Here is a 24450-nt window from a genome sequence, read left to right on the forward strand (position 1 = left end):
ACGTTTTATGGAATGGTTAGCGGATCCCACAGCCTGGTTAGGCCTGTTGACTCTGATCGTGCTGGAACTGGTACTGGGTATCGACAACCTGGTGTTCATCGCAATTCTTGCCGACAAACTGCCGCCGCATCAGCGCGATCGCGCGCGGATCATCGGCCTGTCGCTGGCGTTGATCATGCGCCTGGGCCTGTTGGCGAGCATTTCCTGGCTGGTTACGCTCACGCAGCCGTTGTTCGAGGTGTTCGGCAAGAGCTTCTCCGGTCGTGATCTGATCATGCTGTTCGGTGGCGTGTTCCTGTTGTTCAAGGCGACGATGGAGTTGCATGAGCGGCTCGAAGGACATGTCGGCGAGCGCTCGACCAACACAACCTACGCGCTGTTCTGGCCAATCGTGGCGCAGATTGTGGTGCTCGACGCGGTGTTCTCTCTCGACGCGGTGATTACCGCCGTGGGCATGGTCGATGAACTGGCGGTGATGATGATCGCCGTGATCATTTCCATCGGCCTGATGATCGTTGCCAGCAAGCCGCTGACCCGCTTCGTCAACGCACATCCGACCGTGATCATGCTGTGTCTGGGCTTCCTGATGATGATCGGTTTTGCCCTGACCGCCGAAGGTCTGGGCTTCCATATCCCGAAAGGTTACCTGTACGCCGCCATCGGTTTCTCGATCCTCATCGAAGTCTTCAACCAGATCGCCCGGGCTCGGCGCAAACGTTCGATGCAGGGCGTGCGCCCGATGCGCGAGCGCACAGCCCATGCGGTGATGCGTCTGCTCGGTGGCCGCAAGCTGGCGGCGGAGGAGGTTGGTGAGGAAATCTCCGACCTGCTGGACAACGGTGAAGCTCCGGTGGCCGAGCTGTTCGACCGTCGTGAGCGGGTGATGATCAGCGGTGTGCTGCAACTGGCGGAGCGGCCGATTCGCAACCTGATGACGGTGCGCGCCGACGTTGACCTGATTGATCTTGCCGATGACGCCGAAACCATTCGCACGAAGTTGATGCATTCGTCGTATTCACGCTTGCCGCTGATTCGCGATGGCGCGGTGGACGAGCCGCTTGGCTTCGTACACAAGAAGGAATTGCTCAAGGAGTATCTGGCCGGCAATGAGCCGAACCTGGAGCATCTGGCACGCAAGACCGTCAATCTGCTCGACAGTTATTCGATCCTCAATGCCCTGGAGCAGATGCGCGCGGCATCGACGCACATCGCCTTCGTGGTCAATGAGTTTGGCGATTTCGTCGGCGTATTGACCATGACCGACATCCTCGAATCGATCGCCGGTGAGTTGCCCGATGCCAGTGAAATCGAAGGCCCTGATGTGGTCGAAGAGCGCGGCGGGTTTCTGGTCAGCGGCGCGCTGCCCTTGGCTCGCGTTCGCCAGCGTACCGGCTTCGATGCCGAGCCGACCGAGGATTATCAGACCATGGCCGGGTTGGTCATGAGTCTGCTGGATCGGTTGCCGATGACCGGCGATCGACTGGAATACGAGGGCTGGCAATTGACCGTCAAAGCGGTTGAAGAGCGACGGGTGACGCGGGTGTTGCTGGAGCGTGAGGTGGCTTGAGCATTCGCGGAATGGCGCAGCGGTCGCTGCGCTTGTTACTGATGAAACGTAAAGCGGTCCTTGCCCGTATGCTTTGATTCGTACAACGCCGCATCCGCCTTGATCAGCGCCTGATTCAATGAGTCACCCTCAGCCACCCGGGTAATGCCGATGCTGATGGTGACCGGGTGCCGGGTGGGCTGTTCACGCACTGACTGGCACAGTTGCGTGGCAAGGCTTTCAACATCTTCGCGCCGCACTCCCGCCAGATAGATCGCGAACTCCTCACCGCCCATACGCGCGTAGTCAAACGCAACCATCACTGCCTTGATATCGGCAGCGACGCGAATGAGCACCTCATCACCGATGTCATGCCCGTAGGTGTCGTTGACCTTCTTGAAGTTGTCGATGTCGATCATCATCAGGTAATGATCGCGCTCGCGCGGGCTTGCCAGCAGCCGTTGCCCTGCGTGGGTCATGAACGAGCGTCGGTTGGGAATCTGCGTCAGCGGGTCGTTATAGGCCTGATCCAGCAGCAGCCGCGACATCAGGTAGTTGTTCAGCTTGGCCTCACGAAACTTCAAAAAGGTGTACACCGTGAGTGCGCAGAGAAACACGCTGTAGCAGGCAGTCAGGACGCCGCGCAGTTCAGTGATCTCGGTAGTGGTGGCGAGAAACGGGTTGAGGATCACCCAGATCACAACTTGTACCGCAAAGAACGCCCAGCGCCGCAGCGGCAGTACCGACACGCTGTACAACATGCTCGCTGCTGCCAGGACCAGCCACAAGCTGTGCGAAGCAGGCGCGAGGCCGTCGACGATCATTCGCACACCGACGGTCAATCCCAGGACCAGCAACAGGGTGAGCACATCGAAATGGCTAGCCCTGCGCGTAAAACCGAGCACCACCGTCAACAGCGCGAAACCAGCGAGAAACGCCATCGAGCGCCACGTGAAGCCTTGGCCGCCGAGAAAACTGACGATCAGATCAAACAGCAGCCACATGAAAATGCTGACCACATAGATCAACAGGCTGAACGGTTTGAGCCGTTCGAATTCGCGCTGGAGAAACTCTTCCCTCAACTCGTTAGACGCGGTTTCCTTCAACGCTTGCGCTTCAATGGTTTCGAACATGCTTATCCCGCTGTCTGCGCCGATCCTGGCAACCACCCGAACCGGCGGGCGGCGCGCAATGTGTTCGCTCAACAGCAAAGCAGGCAGACAGCGGGTTGTCCAATCCCGGTCGGGTTCAGCGCAGAAGCCGGTGGCGCGAACCAGTGACGGTACGCAACGACTTGAGTGTTCGCCTCAGCCATGCCAGATCATGGTGAGGTTTGCGTGGCGTTGCGGGAGCCTTTGTCCTGCCGACATGCCGGGCCATATCCCTCGCCAGGGTTTCCTCGGTGCCGATACCTTTGAGCTTTTTCAGCAGCCTGCCGTTTTTATAGAACAACACTGTTGGCGTGCCCGTGACGTTCGGGTGCCTGGGCGATTGGCTGGTGTTGAGCATATAGATGTTGGCGCGCAGTCGGTAAGGCTCGGCAATCTGCCGAAAGACCGGCCCGGCCCATTCGCATGCGGGGCAGTGTTCATTGGCGAAATAGAGAATGACCGGACGCCAGGTTTTCAGGGCTTTGCGGTAAACCGGGTCCAGCGCGGAAGTTGTGTTTGTGGCGTTCATCGAAGGGTCCTTTTCAACGAGCGGGTAGGCTCCTTGACGTTAAAGGAGCAGAGGTGTCGCGGTCTACTGTCAGAAATTACAGGTGGGGTGCGTCAACACGAGAAGTGCTGTCGTGACGGTGATAGCCGTCGGGAAACGGCAGGGTGGTGATGTCTACAGGCAGGCGCTAAAGCGCTGATACCGGGTCTTGCTCAACTGTAACCCTGATTCGCACCATCACGACGCCATCTGACCCAAGTTGGGAACGAATCACCCCTTTCACTAGTGATCGCAGGGACCTTTCTGCGTATTGGGTCGGACCGATCAATTGGTCCGCAAGTCCATATCTCCTTGATTAACAAAGCATTCAGTACGACTACAGATTTCTCCTGATTCCTGTGGCACACTTTCTGCTGTCTATTCCGTAGTAACAAACCGTGTTCCGGTATAGCGGAATAAACACAATTCTGGAGTGCTTGCCATGCATCGCCGTCCTTCGTTGTTCAAAGCGTGTGTTTTTGTTCTTGCAGCTTCTTCCTCGGTCATGGGCCTGGCCCAGGCTGCCGACAGCAAGCTCGACAGTGTTCTCGCCCGTGGCAAGTTGATCGTGGGCACCGGCAGCACCAATGCGCCGTGGCACTTTCAGGGCGCGGACGGCAAGTTGCAGGGTTTTGATATCGACATCGCCAGGATCGTGGCCAAAGGGCTGTTCAACGACCCGAGCAAAGTCGAGTTCGTGGTGCAGTCGTCCGACGCGCGGATTCCCAATCTGCTCACCGACAAGGTCGACATGAGCTGTCAGTTCATCACCGTTACCGCCAGCCGCGCACAGCAAGTCGCGTTCACCCTGCCGTACTACCGCGAAGGTGTTGGCCTGCTGTTGCCGAACAACAGCAAGTACAAGGAAATCGAAGACCTGCAGGCGGCGGGCGATGACGTCACCGTTGCGGTGCTGCAGAACGTGTACGCCGAAGAACTGGTGCATCAGGCATTGCCCAAAGCCAAGGTCGATCAGTACGACAGCGTTGACCTGATGTACCAGGCTGTGAACTCCGGTCGCGCCGATGCCGCCGCCACCGATCAGTCGTCGGTCAAATACCTGATGGTGCAGAACCCTGGCCGCTACCGCAGCCCGAGCTACGCCTGGAGCCCGCAGACTTACGCTTGCGCCGTCAAACGTGGCGATCAGGACTGGCTGAACTTCGTCAACACCGCGCTGCATGAAGCCATGACCGGAGTTGAGTTCCCGACCTACGCCGCTTCGTTCAAACAATGGTTCGGTGTTGATCTGCCATCTCCAGCCATCGGTTTCCCAGTCGAATTCAAATGATCCCGTGAGAGTGGGGCGATGACCGTCGCCCCGCTCAAGGTACTGCTGACCATGAACTATCAGTTGAACTTTGCCGCCGTGTGGCGCGATTTCGACACCTTGCTGGCGGGGCTCGGTCTGGGCTTGCAGCTGGCGCTGGTTTCGATCGCCATCGGCTGCGTGATCGGCCTGCTGATGGCATTCGCCTTGCTGTCGAAGCATCGCGCGTTGCGGGTGCTGGCCTCGGTGTACGTCACGGTAGTGCGTAACACGCCGATCCTGGTGTTGATTCTGTTGATCTACTTTGCACTGCCCAGCCTTGGCATTCGTCTGGACAAGATTCCTTCGTTCATCATTACGCTGTCGCTGTATGCCGGCGCGTACCTGACCGAAGTCTTCCGTGGCGGCTTGCTGAGCATTCCCAAAGGCCAGCGCGAAGCCGGGCTGGCAATCGGTCTCGGTGAATGGCAGGTCAAGGCTTACGTCACCGTGCCCGTGATGCTGCGCAACGTGTTGCCGGCGCTGTCGAACAACTTCATTTCGCTGTTCAAGGACACCTCGCTTGCCGCTGCGATTGCGGTGCCGGAGCTGACCTATTACGCGCGCAAGATCAACGTCGAGAGCTACCGGGTGATCGAAACCTGGCTGGTGACCACGGCGTTGTATGTCGCGGCCTGTTACCTCATTGCCATGCTGCTGCGTTACCTCGAGCAGCGTCTGGCGATCCGCCGATAGGAGGCTGCGATGTACGAATCTCCCAGTTGGTTGCATGAATTGTGGGTCGCGCGCGAGCCGTTGTGGCAGGGCTTTCTGACCAGCGTGCAGGTCTCGGCGCTGGCCATTGTGTTGGGCACCATGCTCGGCGTGGTTGCCGGCCTGGTCCTGACTTACGGCAGATTCTGGATGCGTGCGCCGTTTCGGCTGTACGTCGATCTGATTCGCGGCACACCGGTGTTTGTATTGGTGCTGGCCTGCTTTTATATGGCGCCGGCGCTCGGTTGGCAGATCAGTGCGTTTCAGGCCGGAGCCCTGGGCCTGACGCTGTTTTGCGGCTCGCACGTCGCCGAAATCGTTCGTGGTGCGCTGCAAGCCCTGCCGCGCGGGCAGATGGAGGCGGGCAAAGCCATCGGCCTGACGTTCTACCAATCCCTCGGCTACGTACTGTTACCTCAGGCGCTGCGGCAGATTTTGCCGACCTGGGTCAACTCGTCCACCGAAATCGTCAAGGCGTCGACCTTGCTCTCGGTGATCGGCGTCGCCGAATTGCTGCTCAGCACGCAACAGATCATCGCCCGGAACTTCATGACTCTGGAGTTCTACCTGTTCGCCGGTTTTCTGTTCTTCGTCATCAACTACGGCATCGAATTACTCGGCCGGCACATTGAAAAGCGGGTGGCCCTGCCATGACTCAAGCTCAAGTTGCTTCACAGGATCAGGCATTGCTGGACATTCGCGGCCTGCACAAACAGTACGGCACGGTGCAAGTGCTCAAGGGTGTCGACCTGAGCATGCAGCGCGGCAACGTCGTCACGCTGATCGGCTCCAGCGGTTCGGGCAAAACCACGCTGCTGCGTTGCGTGAACATGCTCGAAGAATTCCAGGGCGGGCAGATCCTGCTCGACGGCGAGTCCATCGGCTACGACGAGGTCAACGGTAAGCGCGTGCGTCACCCGGAAAAGGTCATTGCCCGGCATCGTGCGATGACCGGCATGGCCTTCCAGCAATTCAACCTCTTCCCGCACCTGACCGCGTTGCAGAACGTCACCTTGGGCCTGCTCAAGGTGAAGAAAATGCACAAGGACGAAGCCGTAGTGCTCGCGGAAAAATGGCTGGAGCGCGTTGGCCTGCTGGAGCGGCGCAATCACTTTCCCGGTCAGTTGTCCGGCGGCCAGCAACAGCGCGTGGCGATTGCCCGAGCGATTGCGATGAACCCGAGCCTGATGCTCTTTGACGAGGTCACCTCGGCCCTCGACCCGGAACTGGTTGGCGAGGTGCTCAACGTGATCAAGGGGTTGGCCGAGGACGGCATGACCATGTTGCTGGTGACCCACGAAATGCGTTTCGCCTTCGAGGTTTCGGACAAGATCGTTTTCATGAATCAAGGGCGGATCGAAGAGCAGGGACCTCCCAAGGAACTGTTCGAACGCCCGCAATCGCCGCGTCTGGCGGAATTTCTCAAGAGCACGCGGTTTTGAATCTGTACTTTTGCAATCAGGAGAAACACCCATGAGTATTACGCGTTACGGCACCGGCAGCACCGCCGCCGGCGGCCAGCCTCGTCCATTCGCCCGCGCAGTTGAAGCGGATGGCTGGCTGCATGTGTCCGGCCAGGTTCCGGCGGTGGATGGCGAGATCATCGTTGGTGGCATTGTCGAACAGACCCACCAGACCATGAAGAACCTGATCGCCATTCTCGAAGAGGCTGGTTATGGCCTTGAAGATGTGGTCCGCGCCGGCGTCTGGCTGGACGATCCACGTGATTTCAGCAGTTTCAACAAGGTCTTCGCCGAGTATTTCAAACCCGAACACGCCCCGGCGCGCGCCTGTGTGCAGGCGAGCATGATGGTTGATTGCAAGGTTGAGATTGACTGCATTGCCTACAAGAAAAAGGCCTGATACACGCCGATCGTTCCCACGCTCTGCATGGGAATGCAGCCCGGGACGCTCTGCGTCCCAAAAGTGGACGCGGAGCGTCCGGTAAGGCATTCCCACGCGGAGCATGGGAACGATCATTGGCTGTAAACTCCCGGCGACTTTGAATGGAAACCACTGACATGACCGAAGACACCATCAAGCGCCGGGCACGCGGTCTGGACCGGGCGTTCGATATCCTCGATTTTCTCAAGGAAATCGGCCAGCCCCTGCGCCCCAACGACATTGCCAATGGCATCGGCGGTCCGAAATCGACGGTCTACGAACTGGTCGCGTCCCTGCTGGAGCGACGAATTCTCGAGCCGGTGGGCAAGGATGGCCACGTCTACCTTGGCCGCCAGTTGTACTTCCTTGGTCAGGCGCATCTGCGGCATTTCGACCTCAGTCGCGAGGCCGATCACGCCCTGCAGGAGATCGTCAGCCAGACCCGCGAAACTGCGCAGATGTGTCTGCTCAACGGGCGCAAATACACCGTTGCATTGATGAAGGAGGGCGAGCGGCATTTCCGCATTTCCTCCGATATTGGCGAAAACGCGCCGATCCCATGGACAGCGTCCGGGCGTCTATTGCTCGCGCATTTGAGCGATCAACAGATCATCGACCTGATCGACGAAGACGACTACATCCTGCCCGACGGCGAACGCCTGCCACTGGACCGTTTTCTGGCGGAGATTCGTCAGGCCGGCAGCGATGGATTCTTCTCCTTCGACAGCGTCGCCGACACCTTCACCCATTGCTTCGCCGCGCCGGTCAAAGACCCGCAAGGCGTGGCCATTTGCACGTTGTGCATCGTCGCCCCACGCGCCGATGCGAAAAACAATTACAACGACTATCGCCGGGTGCTGATCGAGAGCGCCAACAGCCTCGCCCGGCGGATCAACGAATAACCGCGGCTGCCTGCGGCCGCGCCTGTGAGGATTGGACCATGACCACTGCCATCAACTCTGCCGTAGAAAAAGGCGACGCCGCCATCGGTGCGCAATTGACCCGCGACGTCAGCCTGCCGGCGCTGGTGCTGCACCGCGAGGCGCTGGAGCACAATATTCGCTGGATGCAGAAATTTGTCAGCGGCAGCGGCGCCGAACTGGCGCCCCACGGCAAAACCAGCATGAGCCCGGCACTGTTCAAGCGACAGCTTGACGCCGGCGCCTGGGGCATCACCCTCGCCAGCGCCACCCAGGCCCGCGCGGCTTATGCCCACGGCGTGCGTCGCGTGTTGATGGCCAATCAACTGGTCGGCACGCCGAACATGGCGTTGATTGCCGATCTGCTCGCCGATCCGACGTTCGATTTCTATTGCATGGTCGATCACCCGGACAACGTCGCCGACCTTGGGGCTTACTTCGCTTCGCGGGGAGTGAAGCTCAACGTGATGATCGAATACGGCGTGATTGGCGGCCGTTGCGGGTGCCGCAGCGAGCAGGAAGTCATCGAACTGGCCAAGGCCATCGATGCGCAACCGGCGCTGGCCCTGACCGGCATCGAAGGTTACGAAGGCGTGATTCATGGCGATCATGCGGTCAGTGGCATTCGCGAGTTCGCCGCGTCGCTGGTGCGCCTGGCGGTGCAGTTGCAGGACAGCGGCGCCTTTGCCATCGCCAAACCGATCATCACTGCGTCGGGTTCGGCCTGGTATGACCTGATTGCCGAATCCTTCGAAACGCAAAACGCCGCTGGCCGCTTCCTCAGCGTGTTGCGCCCGGGCAGTTACGTAGCGCACGACCATGGCATCTACAAAGAGGCGCAGTGCTGCGTGCTCGACCGTCGCAGCGACCTGCACGAAGGCCTGCGCCCGGCGCTGGAAGTCTGGGCTCATGTGCAGTCGCTGCCGGAACCGGGTTTTGCGGTGATCGCCCTGGGCAAGCGCGATGTCGCCTTCGATGCCGGTTTGCCGGTGCCGTTGTTGCGCTACAAGGCCGGCGTGGTGCCGGCGGCGGGGGATGATATCGGCGCGTGCAAGGTCACGGCGGTGATGGATCAGCATGCGTTCATGACCGTGGCGCCGGGTGTAGAACTGCGGGTCGGCGACATCATTTCCTTTGGTACTTCGCATCCATGCCTGACGTTTGACAAATGGCGTGTTGGGTTGCTGGTGGATGAGCAGATGGCGGTCATCGAGACCATGGAGACTTGTTTCTAAGGCTTGAGATTGCGTTGCGGCGGCTATTCGCGAGCAGGCTCGCTCCCACAAGATCAATGCGTTCCATTGTGGGAGCGAGCCTGCTCGCGAAGACGCCCGCTTAGCCTCCACTGAACCACCCGAGATCCCACCCGATGAAAATCCTCAGCAACACCCCGCGCATCGCCCTGATCGGCGAGTGCATGATCGAACTGCAACAACGAGCCGACGGCAGTCTGCAGCAAAGCTTCGGTGGCGATACCCTCAACACGGCGGTGTACCTGTCCCGTGCGCTGGGCGACAAGGCGCAAGTCGACTACGTCACCGCGTTGGGCGATGACAGTTTCAGCGACGCCATGTGCCAGATCTGGCGCAGCGAAGGCATCGGCCTCGATCTGGTGCAGCGCCTGCCCGGTCGGCTGCCCGGTCTGTACTGCATCCAGACCGACGCCAACGGCGAGCGGCGTTTCCTGTACTGGCGCAACGAAGCGGCGGTACGCGATTGCTTCACCACCCCTGCGGCCGAGCCGATCCTCGCGGCGTTGCCGGACTACGACGTGCTGTATTTCAGCGGGATCACCCTCGCTGTACTCGGAATGCAAGGCCGCGCCCGACTGATCAAGACCCTGATTGAAGCCAGACAGCGCGGCGCACGCATCGTTTTCGACAACAACTACCGCCCGCGCCTGTGGGCGTCGGTGGAAGAGGCGCGCGCGGCATATCGCAGCGTCTTGCCATATGTGGATCTGGCGTTACTCACCGTGGATGACGAACAGGCATTGTTCGGGTTTGCCGATTGCGCTGAGGTGTTTGCCACGTACGCACAGATCGGCACGCCGGAAGTGGTGCTCAAGCGCGGCGCCGAGGCGTGCCTGATTCGTTGTCAGGGGGAGGCGTTTGAAGTGCCGGCGCAGAAGGTCGATAAGGTTGTCGACACCACGGCGGCGGGGGATTCGTTCAGTGCGGCGTACCTGGCCAGGCGCTTGCTCGGCGGCAGTCCGGCAGAGGCGGCGCAAGCGGGACATGAATTGGCCAGTCGGGTGATACAGGTGCCTGGAGCGCTGATCCCCAGGTAATCAGAGAATGGCCGCTTGCTGCGCAATCGGTTCGCGAGCAGGCTCGCTCCCACAATGAAAACGCGGTCGACATGTGGGAGCGAGCCTGCTCGCGAAGAAGTCCGGCAGCCAGCCGATCAATCCCGATAAAACACCTGCACCAGGTGATAACCAAACTTGCTTTTGATCGGCCCATGCACGGTGCGCAGCGGCTTCTTGAAAATCACCGCATCAATCGCGCCGACCATCTGCCCCGGCCGCACTTCGCCCAGGTCGCCGCCGCGTTTGCCGGACGGGCAGGTGGAAAATTTCTTCGCCAGCACATCGAACGCTTCGCCCTTGGCAATGCGCTGTTTGAGTTGTTCGGCCTCTTCGGCGGTTTTCACCAGAATGTGGCGGGCTTGGGCTTTCATCGTGCAATACCTGATAACGGGGTGACAGCGGGGCGCGCGATTATGCCTCAAGTCGCGGGGTCGGGTTGCTCAACTTGCGAATCTTGCTCGCCAGCACTTCAAGGACAAAGGGCTTGGCGACCATGTCCATGCCCTCTTCAAGAAAGCCCTGACGCTCGGCAGCAATCTGCGCGTAACCGGTCATGAACAGCACTTTAAGCCCCGGACGATGTTGGCGAGCAATCTCCGCCAACTGCCGACCGTTCATGCCCGGCAGCCCGACATCAGTAACCAGCAGATCGACGCGTTGCACGGACTCGAGCACGGGCAGGGCGTTCGTGGCGTTTTCCGCTTCGAAGGTGGTGTAGCCCAGTTCCTTGAGCAGATCGAGCACCAGCATGCGCACTGCCGGATCATCCTCGACCACAATCGCGGTCTCGCCCGAAGATGAAGCGGCAATCGGTTCAGCTTTCTCCACAGACGAGGATTCGGGCGTCGGCTCAAGCAAACGCGGCAAGTACAGACGTACGCAAGTACCTTGCCCCGGCACACTGTCGAGGCTGACATGGCCGCCGGACTGCTGGGCGAAACCATAAATCATCGACAGGCCGAGCCCGGTGCCTTGGCCGATCGGTTTGGTGGTGAAAAACGGGTCGAACGCCTTGGAACGGATTGACGGCGTCATGCCGGTGCCGTTATCGCTGACCGCGAGCATCACGTATTCGCCGGCCTTCACCGGCTCGAGAATGGTGGTGTCGCTGCTGTCGAGATACACGTTCGCGGTCTGGATCAGCAACGTGCCGCCTTCGGGCATCGCGTCGCGGGCATTGATCACCAGATTGAGCAGGGCATTTTCCAGCTGGCTGACGTCGGTACTCACCGGCCACAAATCCTCCGGCAGGCGCAGTTGCAGCTCGATGGCATCGCCCTTGGTGCGGCGGATCAGGTCTTCCAGTGAATGCACCAGTTCGTTGACGTGCAGTTGCTTGCGATCCAAGGACTGGCGCCGCGAGAAGGCCAGCAAGCGATGCGTCAGCGCGGCCGCACGGTTGGCCGACGACACGGCCGCCTCGGTGAAGCGACCAATCTCATCGGCGCGACCGTTGGCGATGTAGCGCTGCATCAAGTCGAGGCTGCCGATGATGCCGGTGAGCATGTTGTTGAAGTCGTGGGCGATGCCGCCGGTGAGCTGGCCGACGGCTTCCATCTTCTGCGCGTGGCGCAAGGCGTCTTCGGCGCGCTCGCGTTCGAACATCTCGTTCTGCAAGCGCTCGTTGGCCTGAGCCAGTTGCTCGGTGCGCGCGCTGACCCGCTCTTCGAGGGTCTCGTTGAGATTGCGCAGGGCTTCCTCGGTTTTCTTGCGCTCGGTTTCGTCGATGACAAAGATGTAGAAGCCATTCACTGCGCCGTCCGCGCCATGTCGCGGCAGATAATTCATGAGGGCATGACGGGTGCTGCCGTCGCGGTGCGGCGTGTAGAAACTGAAGGAGCAGGAGCGGCCGGCCAGTGCTTCGGCGATGTACGGCGCACGCAGGAAATACGCCTCTTCGCCGATGACTTCGCGGATCGTGCGCCCATACAACTCCTGCGGCGTCAGGCCGTACCAGTCCAGATAGGCTGCGTTGTTCAAGCGAAAGCGTTCTTCGGCGTCGACATAGCTGATCAGGATCGGCATGGCGTTGATGATCAGCTGAAGTTCGGTCTGGCTCTGACGCAGCGCCTGTTCCGTATGTTTGCGTTCGGTCAGGTCCAGCGCCGCGCCGAGAAAGCGCATCGGCCGACCATGATGATCCTTGTAGCAACGCCCGCGCGCGAACACCCAGCGCAGCGTGCCATCGGCCTGCAACAGGCGATATTCCTCGGCGTACTCGGTGCCATGGGTGATGCAGTACTTGATGCCGCGCGCGACCATGGCGCGGTCTTCGGGGTGCACCCCGTGCATGTATTCGCTGATCGGCAACTGCCCGGCCCTGGCCGGATCGACGCCGTGCAGTTCGGCGAAGTGCGCATCGGCGATGAAACGGTCTTCGCCAATGTCCCAATCCCAGGTGCCGACGGCGTCGGTGGCGGCGAGGGCCAGTTGCAGACGCTCCTCGGACTGACGCTGGGCCTTGAGGCTTTCTTCGGAACGACGCTGCAATTCCAGGGCAATGCGTCGGCGCTCGTTGGTTTCGATGGCAGTGATCAGAATCCCGGCCACCTGTGCGGTTTCATCGCGAATCGGGCTGTAGGTCAGATCCAGCCAGAAATCGGTTTTTTTGCCGTCCCGCTGCACGCTGAACCGCTGCTCGCTGAAGCTGCGCACCTGACCCTGCAGCACCGCTTGGTAAATCGGCTCGGCAAAATCCCGCACCTCTGGCCAGACCTCATGCGTCGGCTGCCCGAACGCTTCGGGATGCTTGCTGCCAGCGAGCAGGGCAAAGCCATTGTTGTAGATCTGCGTGAGTTGCGGACCCCATAGCAGCAGCATCGGCATCGGCGAATGAATCACGATGTCCACCGCCGTGCGCAGGCTCTGCGGCCAGGTGCCGGCGGCGCCCAGCGGGCTGCGGCTCCAGTCGGTGCGGGCAATCAGGGCCTGAGCGTCATCGGTGGTGGATACAGCATTCATGTTTCAATCCTGAGCGTGGTTCGGTGAGACGGGGTCTATCATTGTTGCAGGAGCCGCGCCAAGCGTCGGCCAAATTTGCTCATTCAATGCTTCGCGGGTGCTTTCAGCCATGGAAATCGATGCACTGTTGTCAATATTGTCGCAAAAAAACGGCTCGGATCTGTTCCTCTCTACCGGCGCAGCGCCGAGCGCACGCATTGATGGCTTGCTGACAGCGCTCAGCGATCAGCCATTCAAACCCGGCGAAACCGCGGCTATCGCCACCTCCCTGATGGACGCCGAGCAGCGCCGGGAGTTCGACCGGGATCTGGAAATGAACCTGGCAATCTCCCGAACGGGCGTCGGGCGGTTCCGGGTGAACATTTTCAAGCAGCGCAACGACGTTTCGATCGTGATCCGCAACGTCAAGGTCGACATCCCGCGATTCGAAGACCTGAAGCTGCCGCCGGTGTTGCTGGAAACGGTGATGCTCAAACGTGGCCTGATTCTTTTTGTCGGCGCGACCAGTTCAGGCAAGTCGACTTCGCTGGCGGCACTCATCGATCACCGCAACCGTCACAGTGCCGGACACATTGTGACGATCGAAGACCCGATCGAATATATCCATCGGCACAAGCGCTCGATCATCAATCAGCGTGAAGTCGGCGTAGATACCCGAAGCTTTCATGCGGCTTTGAAGAACACTCTGCGCCAGGCTCCGGATGTTGTATTGATTGGTGAGATCCGTGACCGCGAAACCATGGAGCATGCACTGTCATTCGCTGATACCGGCCATCTTGTGTTGTCGACGCTGCATGCGACCAATGCCAATCAGGCACTGGATCGAATCATCAATATGTTTCCCGAGGAGAAGCGCGAACAGCTTTTGCAAACATTGGGCAACAACCTCAAAGCCTGTGTCTCGCAGCGTCTGGTCCGCACTGTCGATGGGCAAAGGCGCGCGGCAGTCGAGATTCTTCTGGGCACGCCGACCATCGCCGATCTAATCCGCCGCGGTCAGTTCGAGGAACTCAAACCGATGATGGAAAAATCGACCGGACTCGGTATGCAGACATTTGACGCGGCACTGTTTGCGCTGTTTGCAGAAGGTGCAATCAGTGAGCAGGAAGCATTGAAGAATGCCGATTCGGTGAATAACTTGAAGTTGCGAATCAAACTTCAGCACGACCAGGCAGGTGTTAACAATACAGGCACCGGCGAGTGGGGTTTGATGGATTGACTTGGTGTCTTCGATTGCATCGTGTGTTTGCACGGCAACAACACTTAATAATTGACTCGTGGTTCGGTTGTATGTGTTTGGGTAAAACGTCATCACGCTGAATGGTCAGCTAGTTGGTTTGATGAGGTTTTACTGTGAACGAAGTTAAGAAAAATAAAGTATTCCGCCCATCGAAAGTTGCGCTGGCTGAATGGAAGTATCGGTCTGCGGCAGATGCTACCGAGCGCGATATGGTTCTTCGGCATCTGGAAGATGCATTGAATGAGTACACTGAAGATCACGATATAGACTGGTATGGGCGTGAAGTAGAGTTGCAACCAGGCTCTTCACTGCATGAAATATATAACCCCGGCAGACTTCTGCTCAGTGAACTGCTGAAAACCGGGCCGGTCATAGGTGCAATCGGTCGAGAGGAGGCGCGCGAGCATAACGGCCTGGTTCGGATTACGCCGGAAGGCAAGATGGAAGTCCGTGCCGTTAGAGGTTGGGTAGATCTGGTTGCGGCGCAGTATTTTGAATACAGTCAACCTACGCGCTCGACGGTGAGTCTCATCGCCGACATTGCCGCAGTCGCCGGCGGTTTTGTATGGCCCGATCTGGATGTAACCCTGGATCAGTGGTTCAAGTTTCATGATATCGATCTGCCTGACACCAAGGCCAGGATCAGTAACTTGATCGGCTTGTTCAAGTTTTCACCCGAGGTCAGGGAGCCAGTTGCTTTTTGGGATCACTTACAATCCGGTGAGCAGAGTCACAACGCGTTATCCGAAGAGCAGTTTGCAGATATTCGTGGCGCCACCGCCAAATTGATGCCGAAGCGAAAGCTGTTGTCAGCCTTGTACAACGTCACAGGGCGCGCGGATATATCTCACGAAACGGCGGCGCAGCGCCTCGTTGAATTTGTCGCCTATCCAGTTTCGCTGGATCTTGCCAGAAGTTATATCAAAGAGCTGAATTGGTACGGGGTGAATGACGGGGAAACGCTTTCCGAAAATATTCTCCGCCAATTGTTGATGACCGCGATATTACTCGACCTGGACCCATCGATCGGCCATCGCCACCTGGTCCAACGGCGAGACCTGTACTCGCCAGACAATGTTGAGCGTCATCCATCAGAGATACTCGAGGAGTACACCGAGTTTGTGCGGAACAAGCGCTGGGTAGATCCGATATTGGCACCGTTGGTGGTTCATCTTCTCCTGGCACGCAACGCGCCCGAATTTCTGGTCAGGAAAATTCCGACAGAGGTCACACTTGGATCGATCGCCTGGGTCAAGTTCTGTCGCGCTGTTGTATTGGTCGAGGCGGTAAAGACCGGGGCCTCGCGGGAATTGACCTATGCACAGATCATCGCTTACGGCGAACTGGAGCCGGTCAGTGAAGCGCAGAAGCATATGCGCGATCTGGCGCTGATCGACCCGATCGTGGAGTGGGCGTTGCTCAACCGGATTATTTCCAGAGCCGAGCTCGAACAGGCAGAAGAAACCTGTACACGAAGGGCGATTGACGCGTTTGAGCACCACGCAGACCAATTCGCCCAGCTAGCCCGCGCATTTTCGACACCGTTACCCAACCGAGCGGAAATTGCCCGAAGCCAATTGAGAAAAGCTGCACCTGGCTGCGACACGCTGGATGAAAAGGCGCTGTCCGAGAAAGGCGGACAGCTAATCATGTCCATGGTCGAGCTGCACCAATCGGGCGATCTGATCACCGGTCAGTGGGACAGGCGCACCGTACGTTTGATCGTCAACGGATTGCTGCAACCTGCGATCAACTACAACCCTGCGGGTCTCAGTCTTTATCAGCGTTATCCGCGACTGCTGACAATTGAATCCTGTGACGAGGAAATGGATCGTCAGTTGGCCGTGCATTTCGAAGCGGTGAACGGCGGCATGATGTCTGCCGTCAAGCTGGCGTTGGCACACATGCCGGAAGCGGATCTGCAAGTGTTCATGAATGCCGACATTCATTTTTTCACCGTGCGCGAATCGGCATCCTATGTGACTACGCGCCGGGCCGGCGGACCTTTGAATCTAGGGCTTGAACAAGAAACACAACAAAGCCGGGATGCCGCCACGGGACGCTTCGGCGTTGTGATGTACACGTCTGATGAAGACGCTGATCTTTGTTATGAATTATTCACTTCGCGTGCAGAAACCCGCAGGAATGATGCGCTGGGTGCTTTCATCAGGCGGGAAAGAAAGCTTCAGCAACGCTCAAGAATGAGCGCCAGTGCCAACATGACGACGCCCCTGAGCAACACCCTGACCCAGAGCGTTCCGCTGAACATCAGGCGCTATACCCATGCCGCGGCCGAGGACGCTTCGATCAGCAGCAGTATGGCGATCATCGATTACTTCGGCGCGCTGAAAGCACCAGCGCAATCTGCGCAGTTGCAACCAGGGTTCTACCAGAAATTCAACGACCCGAACGTCGTGCGCATCGCCGGGTTTCTCGCCGAGAACAGACCGTTCCTGAATAAAACCGAGCTCAGAGAGCTCGTGCGTGTACCGACGCCGCTCGAGCTCTCCCGGGAAGAGGGCGAACGCTTGCTGACTTACTTCATCGACCTGTTGGTGCCGTTCAAAAAATGCATCGAGGACATCGCCTCGGGCGAACACAACAAGATGGTGGACGGGGTTTACGGATGTTTGATGGACGGCATCGGCCTGGTGGGAACAGTGGCTGGCGCCAGCTCGAAGGCGCTGAGTATTTCCACCAGGGCCATTTCCACTACTGCCAAGGCCGCGCGTTTCACCCGGCTGGCGTTTACTTCGGCCATCTCGCTTTTCAATCCCTTCGACGGTGTGCCCTCTGGTCTGCAGGCGGGCGGTAAACTGGTACACAAGGGCCTGCTGCGGTTCAACAAGAACACTCATGACCTGATTACTCTGGCCAGGGGGCAATTGCACAGGATCAGCGGTCGCCGGCAATCCTATGATCTGCTTGAAGCGGCCGATAACGCGCAATTCGGGTTGGGGAGCTGGCGGCCACGCGGGGCTACGCATGAAGCCGTCGCCGTGCTGGCCGCGCGCAGTGGTGACAAATGGTACTCGCTGAATCGACGCGGCAACTTGTGGGGCAAGTCTCTGGAGGGTTTTGTGTATCAAGCCCCCTTGCAACTGCCTGCTTCGCCGCGCACGTTGCCGCTCAGTTACACGCGCAAGTTCATCGAGCAAAGCCTGCCCCGTGCACGGGCCAAGATCGACAACGCATTGGAAATCTTCAACCGTCATGATTTCAAACGCGATCGCGACGCGCTGATGAAGATCGTGTTCGGCGATGCTTCTCAGGTGTCCACTGATCGGCTGGTGAACTACTTGCGTTTGATCCGCTTCGATTTCGCCGGGTTCTCCTTGAGCAACATGGTTCTCGACGGCCTCAAGATCAACGACACCCTGGCATCGTTCGATGCAAACAATTACCAGCGCTGGAAAGACGCGGGTTCGAGCGGTGATTGCGCTATAGCGTTTGTTGAGGTCTACACGAAAAACTTCAATCGACACTTCGTCAGCATGGGTCTGAACCACGATGTGATCGCCGACGACCTGATTCATGAGCTGTTCCACGCCAGCGCACAAACCGACGATGTCGGTTATGCCACCGACGCCGTGCATGCCAGTGACAGCGGACAGCAGCTGGATGTGTCCGTATTGCTCAATCTGGGGGCAGGTTGCCTGGCGCAGTCGCAGAGCGGCGCTGACTGTCATGCGCCGTCCAGAGCCTTCGAAAACGCCGACTCGCTCACGCTGGTCACCTCATTGCTGAGTCAACTGATCACTGACGAGGTCACTTTCGATCAAAACATGACTGTTCTTGACAGTGCGCTCAAGGCCAGTGCAGGCCGGGCGATTGGCGAGCCGGTGGTCATTACCTTGAACAAACCTCGTTGATGAAAAGCACTGCCGCCAGCCTGTCGGATGAGGGCGTCAGTGCCGGTTTCAATCAGCCAGTTCCGGTCGATCCCGAAACTGCTCCAGCGCTTCGGGATTGGCCAGTGCATCGGTGTTTTTTACCGGCCTTCCATGCACGACATCACGCACCGCCAGCTCCACGACTTTGCCGCTGATGGTGCGCGGTATGTCCGTCACTTCAACAATCCGCGCCGGGACATGCCTCGGCGTGGTATTGGCGCGGATCACTTCGCGGATTCGCTGTTCGAGCCCTTGATCGAGTTCGACACCATCGCGCAGACGCACGAACAGCACGACCCGCACATCATCCTGCCACTGCTGACCGATGGCGACGCTGTCCAGTACCTCGGTGATTTTCTCGACCTGACGATAGATTTCCGCCGTGCCGATACGCACGCCGCCCGGGTTCAGTACCGCATCCGAGCGGCCATGGATCATCATCGCGCCGTGGGGCAACTGTTCGGCGTAATCACCTTGTGCCCAGACGCCGGGGAACAGGCTGAAGTAGGACTGGCGGAGTTTTGAGCCGTCGGGATCATTCCACAAGCCGATCGGCATCGCCGGGAAATGCCGTGTGCAGACCAGCTCACCTTTCTCACCAATCACCGGTTGGCCAGCGTCGTTCCAGACCTCGACGGCCATGCCCAGGCTCTTGCCCATGATTTCTCCGCGACGTACCGCTGACAGTGGGTTGCCATTGACGAAGCACGAGACGATGTCGGTACCACCGGACATTGAAGCCAGGCAAACATCGGTTTTGAAGTCGCGGTAAACGAAATCGTAGCTTTGCGGGGACAGCGCCGAGCCTGTGCAGAGCAGGGTTTTCAAACTGCTCAAGTCATGACTTTCGCGCGGCCTCGTGCCGCTGCTTTCCAACGTGGCAAGGAATTTCGGACTGGTGCCAAACACACTGATGCGTTCATCGTCGATCAGGTCGAGCAAGCGCTGATGGTCCGGATGAAACGGCGAGCCGTCGTAGAGCACCACGGCGCTGCCAACCGCGAGCGCCGAAACCAGCCAGTTCCACATCATCCAGCCGCAGGTCGTGTAGTAGAACAAGCGGTCACCGGGACCGAGGTCGCAGTGCAAACCATGTTCCTTGACGTGTTGCAGCAGCACACCGCCGGTGCTGTGGACGATGCATTTCGGCACGCCAGTGGTACCGCTGGAGTACAGCACGTAGAGCGGATGATTGAACGGCACCGGGGTGAAATCCGGTTCACCGCCGGATTGATAGAAGTCTTGCCACAAGCAGACATCAGCGTGGCTTTGATAATCCTCGATGCGCGCTTGCGGACGGGCGTACGGCACGATGATCAACTGCTGCAGTGACGGCAGTTGTGCCAGGATTTCGTTGAGCTTGGCGGTCTGATCCAGGATTTTTCCGGCGTATTGATAACCGGCACAGGTGAGCAGCACTTTCGGTTCGATCTGGCCAAAGCGATCGATCACGCCGTGGGTGCCGAAGTCCGGCGACGAGCAGGACCAGATCGCGCCGAGGCTGGTGGTGGCCAACATCGCCACCAGGGTTTGCCAGGTGTTGGGCATGCACGCCGCCACGCGATCACCCCGGCCAACGCCTGTTGCGCGCAGGCTCGCCTGAAAACCGGCGACGTGTTCGGCCAGTTCGGCCCAGGTCAGTTGTTCGCGCTGGCCGTTTTCCGCCACAGCAACCACCGCCACGGCATCGTCGCGGCGGCGCAGCAGGTGTTCAGCGAAGTTCAGTGTCGCGCCGGGGAACCACTCGGCGCTGGGCATTTCCGCACCTTCACGCAAGATGGCGTCTGGCTGAGTGTGGAAGCGGATGTCGAAGAAATCGACGATCGCCTGCCAGAACGCCGGGCGCTGATCGATGCTCCATTGGTGCAGGGCAGGGAAGTCGTCGAGCTTAAGCGAATGCCGCTGATTGATTTCGCGCCGGAAAACGTCCATACGCGAACCGGCGATACGCTGGGCGTCGGGTTGCAAGAGGATGTCGGACATGGGTTTGCCTCTTCTTATCGGATTCGCGAGCTGGCTCGCTCCCACAATGGCCAGGTGTTTATTGCGCCAGCCAGCCACCATCAATATTCCACGCCGCGCCGCGCACCTGGCTGCCGGCTTCACTGCACAATAACAACACCAGCTCACCCAGATGCTGCGGTGTAACGAACTCCAGCGACGGCTGTTTTTCCGCCAGCAGATCATGCTGCGCCTGCTGCGGATCAATACCCTTGGCCGCGCGATCATCGATCTGCTTCTGCACCAGCGGCGTCAACACCCAGCCCGGACAGATCGCATTGCAGGTGACGTTGCTGGTCGCGGTTTCCAGCCCGACCACTTTGGTCAGACCGATCACGCCATGCTTGGCGGCGACGTACGCGGCTTTGCCGGTGGAGCCGACCTGGCCGTGCACCGAGGCGATATTGATGATGCGCCCCCAGTTCTTGCGGCGCATGCCCGGCAGACTCAACCGGGTGCTGTGGAATACCGATGACAGGTTGATCGCGATGATCGAATCCCAGCGCTCAACAGGAAAATCTTCTACGGCCGCAACGTGCTGAATGCCGGCGTTGTTGACCAGAATGTCGACGCCGCCAAACTCGCGCTCGGCGTAGGCGACCATGTCGGCAATCTGCGCCGGGTCGCTGACATCGGCGGGATGATGGCCGACCTTGCCGCCGAACTGAGCGACGTCGGCGATCACCTTCGAGGCGTCGCCGAAGCCATTGAGAATCAGGTTGGCGCCCGCTTTCGCGAGAGTCAGCGCGATGCCCAGGCCGATGCCGCTGGTGGAGCCGGTTACCAACGCTGTCTTGCCGGAAAGAGTGGTCATGAATACCTCACACAATGCCAGTGGCGTAGAAAGTGCCGATCACCACGAAAACCGCGAGGGTCTTGATCAGCGTAATACAGAAAATGTCTTTGTAGGCCTCGCGGTGGGTCAGCCCGGTCACCGCCAGCAAGGTGATTACCGCGCCGTTGTGCGGCAGGGTGTCCATGCCGCCGCTGGCCATCGCGGCCACGCGGTGCAGCACTTCCAGCGGAATATTCGCCGCGTGCGCTGCACTGATGAACTGCTCGGACATCGCCGCCAGCGCGATGCTCATGCCGCCCGACGCCGATCCGGTAATGCCGGCGAGCAGTGTCACGGTAATCGCTTCGTTGACCAACGGATTGGGAATCTGCTTGAGCCAGTCGGCCAGCACCAGGAACCCCGGCAGCGAAGCGATTACCGCACCAAAGCCGTATTCAGACGCGGTGTTCATGGCCGCGAGCAACGCACCGCTGACCGCGCTTTTGCTGCCTTCGGCGAGCTTGCTTTTAATCGCCTTGAAGCCGAACGCCAGCACCATGAGGATGCCGACCAGCAACGCCGCCTGCACCGCCCAGATCGCCGTGAGCTTGGCGATTTCGGTAGTGACCGGCGCGGCCATGCCCGGCAGTGCGAGGCTGTGCGTCTTGCCGTACCACTGCGGAATCCACTGGGTGAACAACAGGTTCATGATGCCCACCGCCAGCAATGGCGACAGGGCAATCCACGGGTTGGGCAGCTTCAGGTCTTCGGCGGTTTCCGGTTCGTTGCGAAGTTCAGTGCCGTAGCCTTCGCCGGCACGTTGCGCCTTGTTGCGTTGGCGCTGCAGAAACAGCATGCCGGCGCAGAACACGAAAATCGTGCCGATCACCCCCAGCCACGGCGCCGCCCATGCGGTGGTGTTGAAGAAGGTGCTGGGGATGATGTTTTGGATCTGCGGCGTGCCGGGCAGGGCGTCCATGGTGAACGAGAATGCACCGAGGGCAATGGTCGCCGGGATCAGACGTTTGGGAATATTGCTCTGGCGGAACATCTCCGCTGCAAACGGGTAAACAGCGAAGACAACGACGAACAACGACACGCCGCCATAAGTGAGCAAGGCGCACACCAGCACGATCACCAGCATCGCTTGTTTGGTGCCAAGCAAGCGAATCGCAGCGGCGACGATCGAGCGCGAGAAACCGGACAGTTCGATGAGCTTGCCGAACACCGCGCCGAGCAGGAATACCGGGAAATAGAGCTTGATGAAACCGACCATCTTGTCCATGAACACCCCGGTGAACGCAGGGGCAACGGCGGACGGATCGGTGAGCAGGACCGCGCCGAGGGCGGCGATCGGGGCAAAGAGGATGACGCTGTAGCCACGGTAGGCGGCGAGCATCAGCAGCGTCAGGGCTGCCAAGGCAATGATCACACTCATGGTGTGTCTCTCCAGGATTGTTATTTTTGTGGGTGGAACGGGTGCGGAGAGTGGGTTAGCGAGATTTGTGCCAATCTTCTAACTGTTTGAAATATAAGGAAATTAGATCAGGGTTGCGTTCTGGGAGCTGTTTTTGTCTCTTAATTGAGATTTTCTTTGAATGGGCCGTCGCCTTCGCGAGCAGGCTCGCTCCCACATTGGTCATGCATTCCCCTGTGGGAGCGAGCCTGCTCGCGAAGCTTTTGCTCTAGTCTTAAAATGGAGATCAGATGTCTCTATATGTAGACTCTGCAATCCCCAGCGCAGCCATTTTCTTGTACAGCGTCGACCGCCCCAGCCCCAGCCGAACCGCCGCCTCCGGTACTTTCCCCGCGCATTGCGCCAGGGTCGACTCGATCAACTGCCGATCAAACCGCGCCCGCGCCTGTGCAAATGTCTCCCCAGCGGAGGCTTGCATGCTCGGCTCGGACGTCCGCTCAACCGGAGTAAACGTGCCAATCGCGCCGCGAATATCCTGCTCGGTCAGCATCAGATCATCACTGAGCAACGCCGCCCGCTCCAGCACATTGCGCAACTCACGGATGTTGCCCGGCCAGGCATGCTGGCCGAGCAACGCCAGCGCATCGCGGTGCAGTTCATGCTGGCTGCGCAGTTCTTCGAGAATCGCCTCGCTCAGCGCCGGCAAATCGTCGAGACGTTCACGCAGCGGCGGCACCTGGATCGGCAGTACGTTGAGGCGGTAGTACAAATCGGCGCGAAATTCGCCGCGCTTGATCGCCGCCTGCAAATCCGTCGACGTCGCGGCGATTACCCGCACATCGCTCTGAATCACTTCATTGGAGCCGACCGGCTCGAACTCCTTTTCCTGCAACACGCGCAGCAGTTTGCTTTGCAGCGGCAGCGGCATATCGCCGATCTCATCGAGAAACAGCGTGCCACCCTGAGCGATTTGTAATTTACCGGTGCGGCCCTTGCGGTCAGCGCCGGTAAAGGCGCCGGGTGCCGTGCCAAAGAACTCGGCTTCCAGCAGCGCCTCGGGAATTGCCGCGCTGTTGATGCTGACGAAGGCTTTGTGTGCGCGGGGTGAGGCGCTGTGGATCGCTTGAGCAAGCAACTCTTTACCGGTGCCGGTTTCCCCCAGCAGCAGAACCGGCGAATCAGCACTGGCACTGCGCCGCGCACGGCGTTTGACTTCAAGGCTGGCAGCGCTGGTACCGATGAAGTGGGCGAAGTTGTATTTGGTCTGCCGCGCACGCAGTAGCGAGCGGGTCGAGGCGAGTTCTTCCTGCATGCTCAGGTAGCGCTTGAGCATCGGCGACAGCGTGCGCAACTCGTCGAACAGGGCAAAACCGATGGCGCCGATCACGCTGCCGGCGTCGTCGTGGATTGGCAGGCGCATCACCACCAGTGGTTCCTTTGGCGTGTCCTGCATGTCCAGCAGAATCGGCCGACCGGTGCGTACCACCTCGCGCAGCAGGCTGCCGGGGATCACGCTTTCGCAGGGTTTGCCGATAGCGCCTGCCGCTGAATCGAGACCGAAGCGCCGGGCGTAGCGTTCGTTCATCCAGACGATATTCGCATCGCGATCAACAATCACCGTGCCTTCGCTGGATTGCTCGATGATCTCGAACAGCGAACGGATCGCCAGGGTGCGGACTCGTTGGTAGTCCTTGAGGCTTTCGGTGGTGTTCATGGAGGCTGATCCTGATTGTTTGTTGCCGGTACCGGTCCCTTCGCGAGCAGGCTCGCTCCCACAGGGA

Annotated in this window: 19 protein-coding genes; 11 read left to right on the forward strand and 8 right to left on the reverse strand. The window is 59.3% G+C overall.

Going from position 1 to position 24450, the window contains the following annotated elements:
* Nucleotides 1-7: 7 nt before the first annotated feature.
* Nucleotides 8-1567 carry a TerC family protein gene (locus OK411_RS13180; RefSeq protein WP_136493506.1) on the forward strand — a complete coding sequence of 520 codons (1560 nt, stop codon included), beginning with the start codon at nucleotides 8-10 and terminating at the stop codon, nucleotides 1565-1567.
* Nucleotides 1568-1602: 35 nt separating this feature from the next.
* Here OK411_RS13180 and OK411_RS13185 read toward each other — a convergent pair whose 3' ends face one another.
* Complete coding sequence (locus OK411_RS13185; protein WP_264365061.1) at nucleotides 1603-2679, reverse strand: sensor domain-containing diguanylate cyclase; 1077 nt, start codon at nucleotides 2677-2679, stop codon at nucleotides 1603-1605.
* Between the two features lie 115 nt (nucleotides 2680-2794).
* On the reverse strand, nucleotides 2795-3226 hold the full coding sequence (locus OK411_RS13190) for a thioredoxin family protein (protein ID WP_264365062.1): 432 nt from the start codon (nucleotides 3224-3226) through the stop codon (nucleotides 2795-2797).
* A 460-nt stretch (nucleotides 3227-3686) separates the two neighbouring features.
* Between OK411_RS13190 and OK411_RS13195 the strand changes: the two genes are divergently transcribed.
* The 8 genes from OK411_RS13195 (at nucleotide 3687) to OK411_RS13230 (ending at nucleotide 10361) form a co-directional block, all read left to right on the forward strand.
* Nucleotides 3687-4535, forward strand: a complete 849-nt coding sequence (locus tag OK411_RS13195; protein WP_016774493.1) for a transporter substrate-binding domain-containing protein — start codon at nucleotides 3687-3689, stop codon at nucleotides 4533-4535.
* A gap of 51 nt (nucleotides 4536-4586) precedes the next feature.
* A complete protein-coding gene (locus tag OK411_RS13200) occupies nucleotides 4587-5249 on the forward strand; it encodes an amino acid ABC transporter permease (protein ID WP_024012746.1) in 663 nt (220 codons plus the stop codon).
* 9 nt (nucleotides 5250-5258) lie between these two features.
* A complete protein-coding gene (locus OK411_RS13205) occupies nucleotides 5259-5921 on the forward strand; it encodes an amino acid ABC transporter permease (RefSeq protein WP_016774495.1) in 663 nt (220 codons plus the stop codon).
* Entirely contained in the window at nucleotides 5918-6709 is a 792-nt protein-coding gene (locus OK411_RS13210) for an amino acid ABC transporter ATP-binding protein (RefSeq protein WP_223631534.1), read from the forward strand. Before OK411_RS13205 ends, OK411_RS13210 begins: the two co-directional genes overlap by 4 nt.
* Nucleotides 6710-6740: 31 nt before the next feature.
* A complete protein-coding gene (locus OK411_RS13215) occupies nucleotides 6741-7130 on the forward strand; it encodes a RidA family protein (RefSeq protein ID WP_016774497.1) in 390 nt (129 codons plus the stop codon).
* A gap of 158 nt (nucleotides 7131-7288) precedes the next feature.
* Entirely contained in the window at nucleotides 7289-8053 is a 765-nt protein-coding gene (locus tag OK411_RS13220) for an IclR family transcriptional regulator (RefSeq protein ID WP_122610571.1), read from the forward strand.
* Between the two features lie 38 nt (nucleotides 8054-8091).
* On the forward strand, nucleotides 8092-9306 hold the full coding sequence (locus OK411_RS13225) for an amino acid deaminase (RefSeq protein ID WP_264365063.1): 1215 nt from the start codon (nucleotides 8092-8094) through the stop codon (nucleotides 9304-9306).
* A 134-nt stretch (nucleotides 9307-9440) separates the two neighbouring features.
* A complete protein-coding gene (locus OK411_RS13230; protein WP_264365064.1) occupies nucleotides 9441-10361 on the forward strand; it encodes a sugar kinase in 921 nt (306 codons plus the stop codon).
* A gap of 116 nt (nucleotides 10362-10477) precedes the next feature.
* Here the strand turns inward: OK411_RS13230 and OK411_RS13235 are convergent, their stop codons facing one another.
* The gene (locus tag OK411_RS13235; RefSeq protein ID WP_007912322.1) at nucleotides 10478-10753 is read right to left on the reverse strand and encodes a peptidylprolyl isomerase; all 276 of its coding nucleotides are present in this window, start codon (nucleotides 10751-10753) and stop codon (nucleotides 10478-10480) included.
* Between the two features lie 40 nt (nucleotides 10754-10793).
* The gene (locus tag OK411_RS13240) at nucleotides 10794-13343 is read right to left on the reverse strand and encodes a PAS domain-containing protein (protein WP_125916111.1); all 2550 of its coding nucleotides are present in this window, start codon (nucleotides 13341-13343) and stop codon (nucleotides 10794-10796) included.
* A 109-nt stretch (nucleotides 13344-13452) separates the two neighbouring features.
* On the opposite strand from OK411_RS13240, the gene OK411_RS13245 reads away from it, so the two are divergent.
* Together OK411_RS13245 and OK411_RS13250 are read left to right on the forward strand one after the other, a co-directional pair.
* Nucleotides 13453-14562 (forward strand): PilT/PilU family type 4a pilus ATPase, encoded by a 1110-nt coding sequence (locus tag OK411_RS13245; RefSeq protein WP_264365065.1) that lies wholly within the window; start codon nucleotides 13453-13455, stop codon nucleotides 14560-14562.
* A 134-nt stretch (nucleotides 14563-14696) separates the two neighbouring features.
* A complete protein-coding gene (locus OK411_RS13250) occupies nucleotides 14697-18455 on the forward strand; it encodes a hypothetical protein (protein WP_264365066.1) in 3759 nt (1252 codons plus the stop codon).
* Nucleotides 18456-18503: 48 nt separating this feature from the next.
* Here OK411_RS13250 and OK411_RS13255 read toward each other — a convergent pair whose 3' ends face one another.
* The 4 genes from OK411_RS13255 to OK411_RS13270 all read right to left on the reverse strand — a co-directional run bounded on the left by OK411_RS13255 (nucleotide 18504) and on the right by OK411_RS13270 (nucleotide 24383).
* Nucleotides 18504-20459, reverse strand: coding sequence for an acetoacetate--CoA ligase (locus OK411_RS13255; RefSeq protein WP_264365067.1), 1956 nt, complete (start codon nucleotides 20457-20459; stop codon nucleotides 18504-18506).
* A gap of 58 nt (nucleotides 20460-20517) precedes the next feature.
* Nucleotides 20518-21291, reverse strand: a complete 774-nt coding sequence (hbdH, locus tag OK411_RS13260; protein ID WP_264365068.1) for a 3-hydroxybutyrate dehydrogenase — start codon at nucleotides 21289-21291, stop codon at nucleotides 20518-20520.
* 7 nt (nucleotides 21292-21298) lie between these two features.
* A complete protein-coding gene (locus OK411_RS13265; RefSeq protein ID WP_016774505.1) occupies nucleotides 21299-22690 on the reverse strand; it encodes a GntP family permease in 1392 nt (463 codons plus the stop codon).
* Nucleotides 22691-22955: 265 nt separating this feature from the next.
* Nucleotides 22956-24383 carry a sigma-54 interaction domain-containing protein gene (locus tag OK411_RS13270; RefSeq protein ID WP_186567145.1) on the reverse strand — a complete coding sequence of 476 codons (1428 nt, stop codon included), beginning with the start codon at nucleotides 24381-24383 and terminating at the stop codon, nucleotides 22956-22958.
* Nucleotides 24384-24450 lie beyond the last annotated feature (67 nt).

The organism is Pseudomonas sp. RG1, from assembly GCF_025910115.1.
Taxonomy (GTDB): domain Bacteria; phylum Pseudomonadota; class Gammaproteobacteria; order Pseudomonadales; family Pseudomonadaceae; genus Aquipseudomonas; species Aquipseudomonas atacamensis.